Origin of the sequence: Trinickia sp., assembly GCF_051961175.1 — a bacterium.
GTDB lineage: Bacteria > Pseudomonadota > Gammaproteobacteria > Burkholderiales > Burkholderiaceae > Trinickia.
The window spans coordinates 43900-57842 of sequence record NZ_JBQCDN010000027.1 but is presented as its reverse complement, the minus strand read 5'-3'; the positions used below and the strand labels follow the sequence as shown (position 1 = coordinate 57842).

The window sequence follows — 13943 nt, the reverse complement described above, 5'->3', positions numbered from 1 at the left end:
GGCCCGGCGATCGCGGAAATCGATCACTTCGGGGTAGTTGTGCCCCGTATCGATATGCACGAGCGGGAACGGCAGCGAGGTCTTGCGCTTGGCGCCCAGCCCGAACGCCTTCAACGCCAGATGCAGTACGACCACCGAATCCTTGCCGCCCGAAAACAGCAGCGCCGGCTTGCTGCATTCGGCCACGAGCTCGCGCAGGATGTGGATCGATTCGGCCTCGAGCCAGTCGAGGTGGTCCATGCGGGATGCGGCGATCCGTGCCGTATCCGCTTCGGGGGAATCCAATAGGGTAGACATGAGGGTTCTCTTGGTTTTTCGGTGGTGTCTTTCAAACAAGCGGAGATGGGCCGAAAGGTCCGGGGACTAGACTAGTGAACGCTTCGATAGGCGATGTAGCCCGCAATGACGAGCAGCATGAGCGCGAAGACACGCCGCAAAGCGGCCCCTTTCACGGCCATCGCTTTGGCCGCTCGCATCCCGGCGTGGCCGCCCATTACGCCGCCGGCGACGAGCGCCAGCGCAAGCCGCAGGTCGACCTTGCCGGCCATGCCGTAATTGGCCGCCGTCGTGGCACCGAAGACGACTACCGATACGAGCGACGACGCGACCGCTTCGAGCATCGGCACGCGCGCGATGAAATGCAGCGCCGGGACAGACAGGAAGCCGCCGCTGATGCCGAAGAAGCCGGCCACACCACCCACGGCGACCCCGGCCCCGGCGGTCGCAAGGCCGCGGCCTGCCACCACTTGAGCAGGCGCCGCTGCGTGCACCGCTTTTCCTTTGGTCAGCATCAACATGCCGACGACGGCGACGATCCCCGCGAGCACCAACATCACGACACCGCCGTCCACATGCAGCGACCAGCGCGACCCGGCGAACGCGCCACCCACGCCGGCTGCCGCGAACACGACACTCGTGCGCCAACGCACGAGGCCCGCCCGGGCGTACGAGATGAGGTTGATCAGCGCGGTCACGGCGATCGCAGCCGCGGTCGTGCCGATCGCGACGTGCGGGTCGCCCACTTTCACGACGTACAGCAGCAGCGGCACCGACAGCGTCCCGGCACCGCCGCCGACGAGGCCGAGCGCGAAGCCGATCGACAGGCCCGATGCGGCGGCAAGGGCGATCTGCGTCTGCAACATCAGTGCAATCGACATGGATGGGTTTCTCTCAGGTTGCACGGCCAGCCGTCAATGGCGGAACGTCAATGCAGCACACGCTGCAATGCTTCACGTTCCGCCCATGCGGCAAGTCTCGTTGTTTCGTTGGCGAAGGGATCGAACCGTCAGTCGGTCACCTCGAACGCTTCGGCCAGTTCGTCGAGCTTGACGGGCGCTTCGTCGCCTCGCTGCGCTCGCGTGTGCGCACATTGCTCCATGCGCGCGCGCACCGAGGCCAAATATTCGGCGCGATGGCGCCGCAGCGCGAAGTCGCGGAAGTTGGTGCGCTCGAGCGTTTGCCAAGCGTGCGTCCGCGCCTCGTCGGACGTCTGGCGTGCCGCATCGAATGCGGATGCGTCGATCCGCGCCGCCGCGCCGGTCATGCGCTCATAGCCGTAGCGCTGCATATATTCGCTCGTCAACGTCTCGATCACCGAGATCTCGTCCAGCGGCAAAACCTTCTTGTATTTATCGACGTTGGCTGCAATCGGCGCGAAACAGTTCGACGACCACAACGCCGAGCGGCGCGCGATCTGCTGCGCTTCGTCCGAGTGAGAAATGTCGACCATGCCCGGCAAAAACGCGATGCCGAGGAATGCGCACACCGCTTTCAGGACGGACTGCTCATCCGCGACGAAATCTTCATAGCGAATCGTCAGTGTCCGGTCCGGATACTCGGCCAGCACCGCATCGGCCGCGCGATGCGCCTCGAGCCAGGTGTGCGTGTTGAGCAGCGTATCGAACTCGTGAATGATCGCCTTGTTCATCGATGCGATCTGCGCGCGCGGGTCGCGCACGACATTCAGGAACAGCATGTCCGGAAATTGCCGCATGAGCTCGTCGGCGTAATGGACGCTATCGAGCGACTTATCCATGACCACGCGGGCGCCGCGCTGCTCGCCGGCGCGCAGCAGCAATTCCCACACGACGCGATGCACACTGCGCGGCCGATGACGAATCGCTTCGAAAATCTCCACCGGATCGAAGACGATACCCGGCCACTTCACCATGCTGGCCGCCTGCAGTCCGACGATGTCACTCACCAGCCGAAGATACGCGCGATCGTCCTCGAGGTTGCCGTAGAGCGGCAGGATCGGCATGAAGTCCACCACATGCAGGGGATACGGCGAATAGAAGTGGGGATTGAAATTCAATCGCAATCGCAATGCGTGACTGCCGCAGCGCCGCAGGGGAATCATCAACACGGGATGGGGACGGCTGCCTTCCGGCAAGGAAACGGGTTTGACGCTCATGGGGTGACCCTCTCTTCTTACTGCTTTATTAAGGCGTAACGCTGGCTTGTTACTTTTCGCTTCGCGTGAATTCCGATTTCGCACCGGCGACGTGCTCGGCGTCCGGACCATCCGTTTTCACGAAATACGCTGAAAATGCTTCGATGAACTCATCGATCCGCGCCGCCGGCAACGCGTTGATTCCAGCCGCGCCGCGCCGTCCTCCGCCGCTCTCGAAGCGCCGGCATAGGACATCGGCGGGGCACACATCGGGTTGCGCCGAACGCACGCTCACGCAATAGGCGCCATCCGTACGTACACTCAGAACCGCGAACGCCAAGTCGCGCCGCGCATGCGTCAAGCGATTGGCGAGCGTGCCCGAGATGCGCCGCGCCCAAGCTTCGGCGGGCAGCAGATAAACCTCGCCGGCGCGGCACGTGTAATACGGCGCAAGCCTATCGGCGTGCGCCAGGTCTTCGCGATACCCGTGCTCGAGCTGGCGGTAATACGGCGAGGCGGCGATAAACGCCAACGGATCGGCAAACTCATGCAGTGCGAGATAGAGCGCATCGGGTCGGATATGGAGATCGTCGATCGTTTCGCCGTACGCGTTGTAATTGAGCAGGTGCCCGAGTGCCTGCAACGACGCGATCTCGCGCTCGGACCACGCTTCATCGGCGGCCAGCCGATGCGCTGTCGCGTCGAGGTTGTCGCCGAACGCACCGGCGATCGCCCACGGGCGATGACGTCCGCCGAGCGTGCGATCGACAATGACGCTCGTGCACACTTGCGGCGAATCGTCCCATTCGAGTTGCAGCCGCGAATGAGAGAACGCGCGACTGGCGCTGTGATGATCGAAGTAAGCGATGTGGGCGCCGCCATCGAGCAGGCGGGCCAACGCATCGACGTTCGCATCGAGCGATACGTCCAATACCGTGACCTCGATCCCAGGGCCGCGGGGCACCCGGCGCAAAAGGCCGATATCGCGTTTGACGCCTGTGATGAGGTGCGCGTCGCGCGGCTGCGCGAGACGCAGCTGATGCAGTGCGCACAGTCCATCGGCGTCGCCGTTGAACACGTCGTAAGCAGCGGGCATCGCACGCAGAGTGGTGTCACTTGGCACGCGCGTCTCCCTGCCCGGATGCGCTGCGCATCAGATGTGCGAATAGCAGTGCCCCCGCGGCTCCCTTTCGCATAGTCGACGTATCGAGTACCAAGGCCGGTGCCGGCGGCGGTTCATAGGGCGCACTCACGCCCGTGAAATCCGGCAGCTCACCGCATCGCGCCTTCCGATAAAGCCCCTTTGGGTCGCGCGATTCGCACACTTGCAACGACGTACTGACATACACCTCGACGAAGCGCTCTTCGCCGATGATCACGCGCGCCACGGCCCGATCGTCGCACAGCGGAGAAACGAGGGAGGTGACGACCACGAGGCCGACGTCGTTCATCATCCGTGCGACTTCCGCCGTCCGGCGAATGTTTTCGCGCCGGTCTCGTTCCGAAAAGCCGAGATCGCGGCTCAGCCCGCAACGCAAGGCGTCGCCGTCGAGCACCACGCAAGGGCGCCGCTCGAGCCGGAGCCGCTGTTCGAATTCGAACGCGATCGTCGATTTACCCGCGCCGCTCAAGCCCGTGAGCCAAAACGTGGCAGGCGGCGGCCCGAATTGCAATGCGCGCGCGCTGTCGGGCAGCGCGCCGACATGCAGGAAGAGATTGGCGGACGTATTCGGCGCACGCACGTATCGCGCCGGCTCGTCCTCTTGCACGTCAAGCGTGCGCGTACGCTGTTGCGCGCTGCAAACCGGCACCTGATCTTCCATGAACACAACCTCCAACGAATGACGTCGGGTACTTGGGATAGCGCGCACACGCTTACAGCCGGATCCCGTCGGGCGCGCGCAGCCATGTCTGCTGCTGGCGAATCGTTGGAGCGGCCGCGAGGATTCGCATTGAAACGTTTGCGTCGCGAGCCGCTTGCGAATCGCTTGGAATCGCTTCGAATCACGCCGGCTCGTAGGCCAACATCGCACCGGCGGCGCGCTTCGCGAGCCGCGGCGATGACAACGACGGCGACGGCGCGAACCGCGTGCGCATGGCCCCCTCCGATGCCCCCTCACGCAGCTTGAATACGCTGACGGCCTCGACCAGCGTGCTGGCCTGCTCACGCATCGATTCGGCCGCGGCGGCCGCTTCTTCGACGAGCGCGGCGTTTTGCTGCGTGACTTGATCCATCTGCGTGAGCGCCAGGTTGATCTGTTCGATGCCCGTCGCCTGCTCTTCGCTCGCGTTCATGATCTCGCCCATGATCGAGGTGACGCGCTTGACGCTGTCGAGCACCTCTTTCATCGTCGCGCCCGCTTCATCGACGAGACGATTGCCCACCTCGACTTGTTCGACCGAGCCGCCGATCAACGCCTTGATTTCCTTCGCGGCCGTGGCCGAGCGCTGCGCAAGCGAGCGCACTTCGGACGCCACCACCGCGAAGCCGCGGCCTTGCTCGCCGGCCCGCGCCGCCTCGACGGCCGCATTCAACGCAAGGATGTTCGTTTGGAACGCGATGCCGTCGATGACGCCGATGATCTCGAAGATCTTTTGGGATGCCTGATTGATCGCACCCATCGTCTGCACCACCTCGGAGACAACGTCGCCGGCGCGTTGCGAGACGTCCGAAGCCGATGCGGCGAGTTCGTTCGCCTGGCGCGCGTGCTCGGAGTTGCGCTTAACCGTCGCCGTCAGCTCTTCCATCGACGCTGCCGTCTGCTCGAGCGAAGCCGCCTGCTCTTCCGTGCGCGACGATAGATCCAGGTTGCCGCTCGCGATTTGACCCGCGGCCGACGCAATGGCGCCCGTGCTGACATGAACCTGGCTCACGATACCGACGAGGCTTTCGCGCATCGTCTTCATGGCGTGCATGAGGCTGGTGTTGTCGCCGTGCTTCACGACAACGTCGGTCGTCAGATCCCCGGTTGCGACGCGTTCGGCCGCATCGGCCGCATCGGTCGGCTCGCCGCCGAGCTGCGAGATGATGCCGCGAGTGATGAGCAACGCCGAGACGATGCTGACGAGCAACGCGGCCAAGGCCAACCCGATGATGCCGATGCGGCTCGATGCGTACGATGCCTTCGCGTCGACGGTCAGCTGATCGTTCTGCTTGCGCTCCAAATCGCGCAGGCTGCGAACGCAGCCCCACCATTTCGCCTGAATCGGGCGCAACTCGAAACGCAGCAGATGGTAGGCATCGTCGCGCTGGCCCGCCAGCGCGAGTTCCTTGGCCTTGCGCATGAGCGGCAACGCCAAGTCGCCTTGCTGGACGATTTGTTGGAGCAACTGCGTCTCTTCCACGCTGGTGCCCGGAAGCGTGAACATCTTCGCGAGCTTTTCGCGACTCTCGTCATACGCCACGGTTTCCGCGTCGAACCGCTGCGTTTCCGTTTGCACCTGGTCTTGCTGATCGGCTTGCAGGAGGATCAGGTTGCGCAAGGCAAGCGCTCGATTGGAAATGCTGGTGTCGAGCCGGCTGGCCAGCCCCGCCTCGACGGCGTTCACGTCGGTGATATCGACCATCGACGATTCAAGTTCGCCCATCCGCACAAGGGCGAATGCCGTCACTACGACGAGCAGGATCGAAACCAGCGCAAACCCGATTCCGAGGCGGCTCGCCACCTTCATGTGGGAAAAGTTCATCTCTTCGCTACCTCTGGTAAAAGGACGTCTCTGTCGTCCACCGGCGCCAGGGGAAACGCGCACCGGTCACAAGGCCCGTGAACGGCATCTCGGTAGAAAGCCTTAAGTGTTTTGTACGATGAAAACGTTTTTAATGACGAGATAGTTGGAAGTCGATCGAGACCGAATTCTTTTAAGTATGACGAATACTCGGGCCGAACCGGGCACGGTAAAACGGGGCGGTTGCGGCGGATTTGATCGACGTCAACGGTCGTGGAAACGAGGGGCGTGTGCTCTCGTTCCCGGTAGGGGCGGCGGATGTCAGCGGGGGGCGCCCGCTAATGACGATGCAACAAGCTACGCAGCGGATGCCGCCAGTCCAGGCGACGCGGCTCCGAATGGCGCGTTTGGCGCACGTGGTCTTGCCAGAGCTCGTCAGAGAAAAGGAACGCCACGATCAGCAGCGGCAGCACGAGGAACGCACCCAAAATTACTCGCTCGATCACGATGAGTCTCCCGCGCCAATGCAAGGCGTAAGCTCGGAACGTGAGATTTATTCTAAGCGCATGTCGCTGTCCTCGTGCGATCGAACAGGCGTTTTGGTGGGCCCCCCGCGGCAAGCGGCGGCACCCCAGCGGGCCGATCGGTATCTGGCATCTTTTTTGTCCTGTAGCTAAACCCTTATCTCGCGTTTTGCCGACGCGCTTTAAATCGTCTTTATGTGCGCCGCGGCAAAACGCCTTTGGGATTTATTAATCAGCTTAATTCGTTCGAAGACAGCGATCGGACCGTCCGGGCAGCGCCTTACGCCACGTGGCATCGGTGCCTTACGACCCGCCTGCGCGCCCGCCATGCAAGGCCTGCAAATGAGCCAACGAGCATGGCGGGAAGGGGCTGGAAGCGGTGCGACAATCCGTCGCTTTTGCAAACGCACACAAGTTGTGCTTGTGCTTTCGTACGTATGATCTACGCTCAAACACGCGGGTTTTTGATTGCCTTTAAATACATAGCTAACCTACGTAAAAACCCGCATGGAGACGTTTATGAAAAAGCAAGCCGGTATGCTTTTGGTGCTCGTGGGGTTGACCGCCGCGGCCACGCTCGCACAAGCGCAGGACGATGTCCTGAAGCCTCAACAAACTTTCCAATTCAAGGCCAACGCCTACGGCTGCCTGTCGAAGGATAAGCTCGACTCGGCTTATCAGCACGCACAAGCGGGCGAGCAACAAAAGATGCAGGAGTTCTTCTCGGGATTCCAATGCCTCTCGGCACCCGAGCATGCGGACTTCCGTGTCGTGCGGGTCGTGGGCCGGGACATCGAATTCGTGAACGCCGCCAACGATGATACACAGGGCCTTTGGACCCACGCCGAATTCATCAAGCAATAGGGGATAGCGCATAGCGCGATCCGTATCGCGCAGCGCCTCTCTTTGAGGACGGTCGACTCACACTGGGTCGGCCGATCCCGTTTGCACGCGTTCGCGACACGCTCGACTTCGCGTCGGCATTCGCGTTCGGGCGTCCTTTCGCCGGATCACGGCTCGGAGCATTCCGAGCCGTTTGCCATTGGCATGCTCGTTTTTCGCTATCATCACGCGCCGACGGCGGCTGCGCGCATGGCGCGTCCGCCCCTTCCGACACGCGACCGATTCGCGCAAACGACGAGCTTCTTCACGCCGCATGGCCCTCAAATCGACGATCTATAAAGCCGAGCTCCAAATCGCAGATATGGATCGGCATTACTACGGCGATCATTCGCTGACCATCGCACGCCACCCCTCCGAGACCGACGAGCGGATGATGGTGCGCCTCGCCGCCTTCGCCTTCTTCGCGAGCGAACGGCTCGAACTGGCCAAGGGGCTTTCCGATACCGACGAACCCGATCTATGGCAAAAAGACCTGACCGGGGCCATTCAAACGTGGATCGAAGTCGGGCAGCCGGACGAGCGCCGGCTGGCGAAAGCGAGCGGGCGCGCCGATAACGTGCTCGTGATCGCTTATGGGGGGCGTACCTCCCAGATCTGGTGGGACGGCTTGCGCGGGAAGGTCGAGAGGCTGCGCAATGTCGAAGTGTGGTCGCTCGCCGAAGGCGTCGGCGAAGCGCTCGCCAAGCTGGCCGAGCGGACGATGCGCTTGCAGTTCACGGTGCAGGACGGTTCGGCCTGGCTCAGCAGCACGAACGCGGATCCGATCGAATTGCAGTGGGCGGTGCTCAAGGCGCGTGCGGCCGCGTAAGGACGGACATGTGGGGACGGCGGCGATGGCTCCGCCCGATGCGGTCATGCGAATAGTGGCCTGCCTTGTACTGGCGCCACAGCGGCGCCGAGCCCAGACGGTCGAAACGCCATCACAATGTCGTCACAATGTCGTCACAATGCCGTCACAATGCCGTCAACATGCCCCCAATCGCCCTAAAGCGCCGTGACGCGCGCCGATTCAGGGGGCCCCTTCAATTCGATCATATTGCCCTCGGGGTCGAATAGATAAATCGACTGGCCGTAGCCATCGGCACCGTAGCGCCTTCCCTCAGGCCCGATTCGCGCGCCATGCGAGGTCAAATGGGCGATGAGCCGGGGCGGGTCGTACTCCTCGACGCGCAAACACACGTGATCCATGTTGCGGCCGGTGCCTGGCGTGCCGCTGTCTGCCCGATCGATCGACGCTCCCACGGCCAGCAGATCGATCATGGAGCGTCCGGCGCGCAGTTGGGTCAGTCCGATATCGGGCTGCTCCTTTTCCACCGTGCAGCCGAGCGCGTCGCAGTAAAAGCGCGTCAATCGCGCCGGGTCGGCCGCACGGATGACGACGTGATCGATTTCGCGAATCGTCGGCTTCATCGGGACTCTCCTTGTGGGACGGCTCGGGGTGCGCGCGAACGCATCCGCGGCGTGCGTGGATAAGGGCAGGGGAGGGCAGTCGGGAACCACAGGAGGGAGGTGCAACGTACCGGCCGGCGCCCGGATGCCGCTCTGCGCGGGGCCGGGGGCGACCGCCACGGCGCTCATTTCGGCCGACGAAAAAAAAAGCCCGCCTAAGAGGCGGGCTGAATCCATATCAGGAGGAGACATGGAGGAGACAGTTCCAACTATACACACGTCGATGGTGCAATGCAATATCTTTTTTATGACCGAAAATGACGAAGCGTCCCAACTTTTGGTGAAACCGGTGCCAGCCAAGCCGGACTGGGCCCTGACGGCCAGAAGCCACGTTCAGGCAACATTTGGGGACAGATAAAAGGTATCGGTCGGGGCCGAATGAGGACGACCGGGAATGAGACCGCAACATTCCGCGCGCAGGGCTCGGCGGGGACGCATACAGTAGGCATCATGTAGCCAATGCCGAGGAATCTCATGGATACGGACACCGCCTATCACTATCAGACGGATATCGATCGCTGGGACGCCGTGACCCAACGCGACGCCCACGCGGACGGCGCGTTCTATTACGCTGTCGCGACGACGGGCGTCTTTTGCCGCCCCTCGTGCGCTTCGCGCCTGCCCCGTCGCGAGAACGTCGCCTTTTTCGACACGGCCGAGGAGGCGCGGGCGGCGGGCTTTCGTCCTTGCAAGCGCTGCCGCCCGGACGGCTTGCCGCGCGACCTGGCCATCGTGGCGCGCGCCTGCGCAACGCTGGACGCCGATCCGGCCGCCCGCCTGACGCTTGCCCAGTTGAGCGAGGCCGTGCACGTGAGCCCGTTTCATCTGCAACGGTTGTTCAAGCGCATCGTCGGCGTGTCGCCGCGCGAATATCAGGCCGCCCGGCGCGGAGCTGCACTGCGCGACGCCTTGCAGCGCGGCGAAGCGGTGACGCGCGCGGCGCTCGATGCGGGCTTTAACTCGCCATCGCGGCTGTATGACAGCGTGGCCGGGGAGCTCGGCATGGCGCCGTCCGCCTACCGCAAGCAAGGAGAGGGGTTGCGCGTCCATTACGCCTGCGCCCCCACGGCGCTCGGCCAAGTGCTTGTCGCGGCCACCGATCGCGGCATTTGCCGTATCGCATTTGGCGACGACGACGCCGCGCTCGCCGAAGCGCTGCGCCAGGCGTTCATGAAAGCCGATCTCGTCGAAGACGCGACGCGCATCGCGCCATTCGTCGAGCAAATCGATGCCTACCTGCAAGGCCGGCGCGAAACGTTCGATCTGCCGCTCGACGTCAGCACGACGGCATTTCGTCAGCGCGTATGGGACGCCTTGCGGCGGATTCCCTACGGCGAGACCCGCAGCTATACGCAGATCGCCGAAGCGCTCGGCGCGCCGCGGGCCGTGCGCGCCGTCGCGAGCGCCTGCGCTTCGAATCCCGTCGCCCTGGCCATTCCGTGTCATCGGGTCGTGCAAAAGGGCGGTGCGCTGGCCGGCTACCGCTGGGGCCTCACGCGCAAGGCAACCCTGCTCGAGGCGGAAGCGCGGAACAAAGGCGTCGCGCGGGACGGGCATGAGCCCCAACACGCCCCCCACGATATGGACGACGCCGCTTGAGTACGGTACAGGCCACGAGCTTCGAGCTGCCGTTCAAGGCACCCTATGACTGGGCCCGCATCCTGCGGTTCTTCGCCGGCCGCGCGACGCCCGGCGTCGAAGCGGTGGAGCAGGGGTGCTACCGGCGCGCAATCGAATGGGACGGGGCGGCCGGCACGCTCAGCGTCGCCCGCCACCCGCGCAAGCACTGTCTCGTCGCCACGATAGAAGGCGATGCCGGCCGCCATGCCGAAGCCCTCGCGCCGCACGTCGCGACGATGTTCGATGTCGATGCCAACCCGGCTGAGATCGGCGCGCGCCTCGCGCTCGATCCTTGGCTTGCCCCGCTTGTCGAAGCCGCACCGGGCCTGCGCTTACCGGGCGCGTGGTCGGCGTTCGAACTCGTGGTGCGCGCGATCGTCGGGCAGCAGGTGAGCGTCAAAGCCGCCACGACGCTGATCGGCCGGCTCGTGGTGCGTGCGGGCGCGCGCATCGACGATCATCCGCACCCCGGCACCGCTTGGCGCTTCCCGACTCCGGCCGCGCTGGCCAATGCGGATCTGGCGCAGATCGGCATGCCGGGCAAGCGCGTCGCCGCGCTTCAAGGCCTCGCGCGCGCCGTGGCCTCGGGCGCGGTGCCGATCGATGACATCCACGCGGGCCGCATGCCGGCGGCCGCCTTGGCTGACGCGCGCGCGGCGCTGCTTGCATTGCCGGGGATCGGCCCTTGGACAGTCGAATACATCGCGATGCGCGCGTGGCGCGATGTCGATGCCTTTCCCGCCACCGATCTCGTTCTCATGCAAGCGATCGCCGCGCGCGATCCCTCGCTCGAGCGTGCACCGGCCCAGCGGGCGCGCACGCAGCAGTGGCGGCCTTTTCGCGCGTATGCGGCCATGCACCTTTGGAACGAAGTCGCCGATCGCGCAAGCGGCCAGCGCGGCGGGTAGCCTCACCCGCGTGGGCCGCACGCCCGCCGTTCCACCGATCCACTGACAGGTCGGGTACGGCCGCGTCGAGGAAGCCGGTAGGTGTCGCCGTAGGGCGGAGCCGATGACCCGCCGCCCCCGATGCAAAACGCATCCCGCTGAAATCGGGCACGCCGCACGCACCTGTTCCGCCCTCTCGGGATGCCCGCTTTCCCAAGCCCACATTGGCCTCAAGCGAGGTTCGCGGCGCGGTGTTAAAGTGCCCGCTACTCAAAAATCATTGGATCGATGTGCCCGCGAAGTTGGCTGTGGCGCCCGATCGGCATCGATGTCAGATATCCAAACACCATCCAAGTCGGAAGCGTTCGCTCAGCGTTTGTCGGTGTTGACCGCACCGGCTGCGCAGGGCGTACTCGCCCGCAGCTTGCGCGGCATCGAGAAGGAAAGCTTGCGCATTGTCCGCGACGGTTCGCTCGCGATGACGCCGCATCCGCGCGCGCTCGGTTCGGCGCTGACGCATCCCTCGCTGACGACCGACTATTCCGAGGCGCTGCTCGAATTGATCACGCCTGCCGAAGCGACGCCCGAACAGGTCATCGCGCGGCTGGACGAACTGCACCGCCTCGTCTACTCGCAACTGGGCGACGAACGGCTGTGGACCAGCTCGATGCCGGGCCGGCTCCCCCCGGACAACGAGATTCCCATCGCCGAATACGGCACGTCCAATATCGGGCGGCTCAAGCACATCTACCGGCACGGCCTCGCACTGCGGTATGGCCGGACGATGCAGTGCATCGCGGGCATCCACTACAACTTTTCGCTGAGCGAAGAGGCGTGGCGCATGCTGCACGCGCAGCATCCCACGAACGCGAGCGCCATCGATTTTCAATCGGCGTGCTACCTCGCGTTGATCCGCAATTTCCGCCGCACGAGCTGGCTGCTGATGTACCTGTTCGGTGCGTCGCCCGCACTCGACGAGCCGTTCCTGCGCGGGCGCGAGCACGCGCTGGAAAGATTCGACGAAAGCACGCTCTATCGCCCCTATGCGACGAGCCTGCGCATGAGCGACCTCGGCTACTCCAACACCACGGCGCAAGCCGCCCTGCAGCCGAACTACGACACGCTTTCAGGCTATCTGGACGCGCTGGCCCGCGCCGTGAGCGAACCGTATCCGGCGTACGAGGCGATCGGCACGCATCGCGATGGCGGCTGGGTGCAGATCAACACGAATATCCTGCAGATCGAAAACGAGTTCTATTCGACGATCCGACCCAAGCGTGTCACCCATTCCGGCGAGCGTCCGTTGCACGCGCTTGCCGCACGCGGCGTGCAGTACGTCGAGGTGCGCTGTCTCGACATCGATCCGTTCGAGCCGTCCGGGGTCAGCGTGGAAACGGCGCGGTTTCTCGACGCCTATCTGCTCGCTGCCGCTCTGCAGGACAGCCCGGCCCTGCAGCGGCCGGCCTGTAGGGAGGCGAACGCCAATTTTGGCCGCGTCACACTCGAGGGCCGCAAGCCCGGCCTCACGTTGACACGGGAGGGCAAGACCGTCTCGATGCGCGAATGGGCCGACGAACTGCTGGAGCCCATCGAAGCCGCCGCGCGGGCGTTGGACGCGCTGACGGGCGACGACGCCTATGCACGCGCCGTCGCCGCTCAACGTGTGAAGTTGGCGGATCCGGAGGCGACGCCCTCGGCACGCGTGCTGCGCACGATGCGCGAGCGCGGCCAGAGCTTCCTCGCGTTCGGCCTGGCGCAAAGCGAAGCGCACGCCGCCTACTTCCGCGCACGGCCGCTCGACGCCGATGCATTGCGGGCCGCGCGCGAATTGGCCGAACGCTCGCTCGCGGAGCAATCGGAACTCGAACATCGCGACGCGCCCGGTTCCTTCGACGAGTTCGTCAACGACTATCGCGGCTACACGCTCGATCGCTTCAGCGTATAGAAGGGGCCCCTGGCGAAAGACGCACCCGCATCAGCATTCAGCGAACGTCTCCGGACAGGACGCGTCGAACTCTTTAAGCAAGAAGAAAGAGGGAGAGCCTTCGAATGAAAGCGATCGGATCGATCGGAGCGGTACTCGCCTGCGTGTGCGTGACGGGATGGATCGCGGGATGTGCCGCGACGAACCAGGTCAAGCCGGAAACGATGCAGATCGCCACACAGCCGCTCGTGTGCCGCCCCGACCAATGCGCCCTCTGGTGGCAGCGTGCCCGGCAATGGGTAACTGGGCACACGCAATACCCGTTGCAGGCGGATACGAACCAAGCGATCGAGACGGCCGGCCCCGCGGGCGGCAGCGGCGCCCCCGCGTTCCAGGTCACGCTCGCCCGTAACCCCGACGGCTCGTCGACGATCGGCTTCGCCGCGCACTGCGATCGTCCGCTCGCGGGCTGCCGCCCCGATCCCTGGCAGGCAGCCGCCGACTTCAAACAGTTCGTCCGATCGGGCAACGAGCCTGCCCAAAGCATGAATGCGCCTGCGCCGGCGTCGCAGTAGTGG

14 protein-coding genes are annotated in these 13943 nt (G+C 64.4%); 6 read left to right on the top strand and 8 right to left on the bottom strand.

What is annotated here, in order from left to right:
* From ACTHL0_RS01870 to ACTHL0_RS01840, 7 genes are all read right to left on the bottom strand, one after another.
* Window positions 1-297, bottom strand: a 297-nt coding sequence (locus tag ACTHL0_RS01870; RefSeq protein WP_440564879.1) for a phosphoadenosine phosphosulfate reductase domain-containing protein, incomplete at its 3' end; no start/stop codon positions are given.
* A 71-nt stretch (window positions 298-368) separates the two neighbouring features.
* Window positions 369-1157, bottom strand: coding sequence for a sulfite exporter TauE/SafE family protein (locus ACTHL0_RS01865; RefSeq protein WP_440564878.1), 789 nt, complete (start codon window positions 1155-1157; stop codon window positions 369-371).
* Window positions 1158-1285: 128 nt separating this feature from the next.
* The gene (locus ACTHL0_RS01860) at window positions 1286-2413 is read right to left on the bottom strand and encodes a sulfotransferase family protein (RefSeq protein WP_440564877.1); all 1128 of its coding nucleotides are present in this window, start codon (window positions 2411-2413) and stop codon (window positions 1286-1288) included.
* 49 nt (window positions 2414-2462) lie between these two features.
* The gene (locus ACTHL0_RS01855; RefSeq protein WP_440564885.1) at window positions 2463-3488 is read right to left on the bottom strand and encodes a hypothetical protein; all 1026 of its coding nucleotides are present in this window, start codon (window positions 3486-3488) and stop codon (window positions 2463-2465) included.
* A 16-nt stretch (window positions 3489-3504) separates the two neighbouring features.
* Window positions 3505-4215 (bottom strand): adenylyl-sulfate kinase, encoded by a 711-nt coding sequence (gene cysC / locus ACTHL0_RS01850; protein WP_440564876.1) that lies wholly within the window; start codon window positions 4213-4215, stop codon window positions 3505-3507.
* Between the two features lie 181 nt (window positions 4216-4396).
* Window positions 4397-6079, bottom strand: coding sequence for a methyl-accepting chemotaxis protein (locus tag ACTHL0_RS01845; protein WP_440564875.1), 1683 nt, complete (start codon window positions 6077-6079; stop codon window positions 4397-4399).
* A 317-nt stretch (window positions 6080-6396) separates the two neighbouring features.
* Window positions 6397-6564 (bottom strand): hypothetical protein, encoded by a 168-nt coding sequence (locus ACTHL0_RS01840; protein ID WP_440564873.1) that lies wholly within the window; start codon window positions 6562-6564, stop codon window positions 6397-6399.
* Window positions 6565-7101: 537 nt separating this feature from the next.
* Between ACTHL0_RS01840 and sap1 the strand changes: the two genes are divergently transcribed.
* Window positions 7102-7446, top strand: a complete 345-nt coding sequence (sap1, locus tag ACTHL0_RS01835; RefSeq protein ID WP_440564872.1) for a surface attachment protein Sap1 — start codon at window positions 7102-7104, stop codon at window positions 7444-7446.
* A 292-nt stretch (window positions 7447-7738) separates the two neighbouring features.
* Window positions 7739-8293 carry a YaeQ family protein gene (locus ACTHL0_RS01830; RefSeq protein WP_440564871.1) on the top strand — a complete coding sequence of 185 codons (555 nt, stop codon included), beginning with the start codon at window positions 7739-7741 and terminating at the stop codon, window positions 8291-8293.
* Window positions 8294-8469: 176 nt separating this feature from the next.
* On the opposite strand, the gene ACTHL0_RS01825 is transcribed toward ACTHL0_RS01830, so the two are convergent.
* Complete coding sequence (locus tag ACTHL0_RS01825) at window positions 8470-8895, bottom strand: VOC family protein (RefSeq protein ID WP_440564870.1); 426 nt, start codon at window positions 8893-8895, stop codon at window positions 8470-8472.
* Between the two features lie 513 nt (window positions 8896-9408).
* Between ACTHL0_RS01825 and ada the strand changes: the two genes are divergently transcribed.
* The 4 genes from ada (at window position 9409) to ACTHL0_RS01805 (ending at window position 13940) form a co-directional block, all read left to right on the top strand.
* Window positions 9409-10533 (top strand): bifunctional DNA-binding transcriptional regulator/O6-methylguanine-DNA methyltransferase Ada, encoded by a 1125-nt coding sequence (gene ada / locus ACTHL0_RS01820; protein WP_440564868.1) that lies wholly within the window; start codon window positions 9409-9411, stop codon window positions 10531-10533.
* On the top strand, window positions 10530-11462 hold the full coding sequence (locus tag ACTHL0_RS01815; protein WP_440564867.1) for a DNA-3-methyladenine glycosylase family protein: 933 nt from the start codon (window positions 10530-10532) through the stop codon (window positions 11460-11462). Before ada ends, ACTHL0_RS01815 begins: the two co-directional genes overlap by 4 nt.
* 307 nt (window positions 11463-11769) lie before the next feature.
* Window positions 11770-13386 carry a glutamate--cysteine ligase gene (gene gshA, locus ACTHL0_RS01810; protein WP_440564865.1) on the top strand — a complete coding sequence of 539 codons (1617 nt, stop codon included), beginning with the start codon at window positions 11770-11772 and terminating at the stop codon, window positions 13384-13386.
* Window positions 13387-13490: 104 nt separating this feature from the next.
* The gene (locus ACTHL0_RS01805) at window positions 13491-13940 is read left to right on the top strand and encodes a hypothetical protein (protein ID WP_440564864.1); all 450 of its coding nucleotides are present in this window, start codon (window positions 13491-13493) and stop codon (window positions 13938-13940) included.
* Window positions 13941-13943 lie beyond the last annotated feature (3 nt).

Excerpts from the sequence above, each read along its gene's own strand:
- ACTHL0_RS01865 (WP_440564878.1), bottom strand. The coding sequence starts at position 1,157 with ATGTCGATTGCACTGATGTTGCAGACGCAGATCGCCCTTGCCGCCGCA.
- ACTHL0_RS01860 (WP_440564877.1), bottom strand. The coding sequence starts at position 2,413 with ATGAGCGTCAAACCCGTTTCCTTGCCGGAAGGCAGCCGTCCCCATCCC.
- ACTHL0_RS01855 (WP_440564885.1), bottom strand. The coding sequence starts at position 3,488 with ATGCCCGCTGCTTACGACGTGTTCAACGGCGACGCCGATGGACTGTGC.
- cysC (WP_440564876.1), bottom strand. The coding sequence starts at position 4,215 with ATGGAAGATCAGGTGCCGGTTTGCAGCGCGCAACAGCGTACGCGCACG.
- ACTHL0_RS01845 (WP_440564875.1), bottom strand. The coding sequence starts at position 6,079 with ATGAACTTTTCCCACATGAAGGTGGCGAGCCGCCTCGGAATCGGGTTT.
- sap1 (WP_440564872.1), top strand. The coding sequence starts at position 7,102 with ATGAAAAAGCAAGCCGGTATGCTTTTGGTGCTCGTGGGGTTGACCGCC.
- ACTHL0_RS01830 (WP_440564871.1), top strand. The coding sequence starts at position 7,739 with ATGGCCCTCAAATCGACGATCTATAAAGCCGAGCTCCAAATCGCAGAT.
- ACTHL0_RS01825 (WP_440564870.1), bottom strand. The coding sequence starts at position 8,895 with ATGAAGCCGACGATTCGCGAAATCGATCACGTCGTCATCCGTGCGGCC.
- ada (WP_440564868.1), top strand. The coding sequence starts at position 9,409 with ATGGATACGGACACCGCCTATCACTATCAGACGGATATCGATCGCTGG.
- gshA (WP_440564865.1), top strand. The coding sequence starts at position 11,770 with ATGTCAGATATCCAAACACCATCCAAGTCGGAAGCGTTCGCTCAGCGT.
- ACTHL0_RS01805 (WP_440564864.1), top strand. The coding sequence starts at position 13,491 with ATGAAAGCGATCGGATCGATCGGAGCGGTACTCGCCTGCGTGTGCGTG.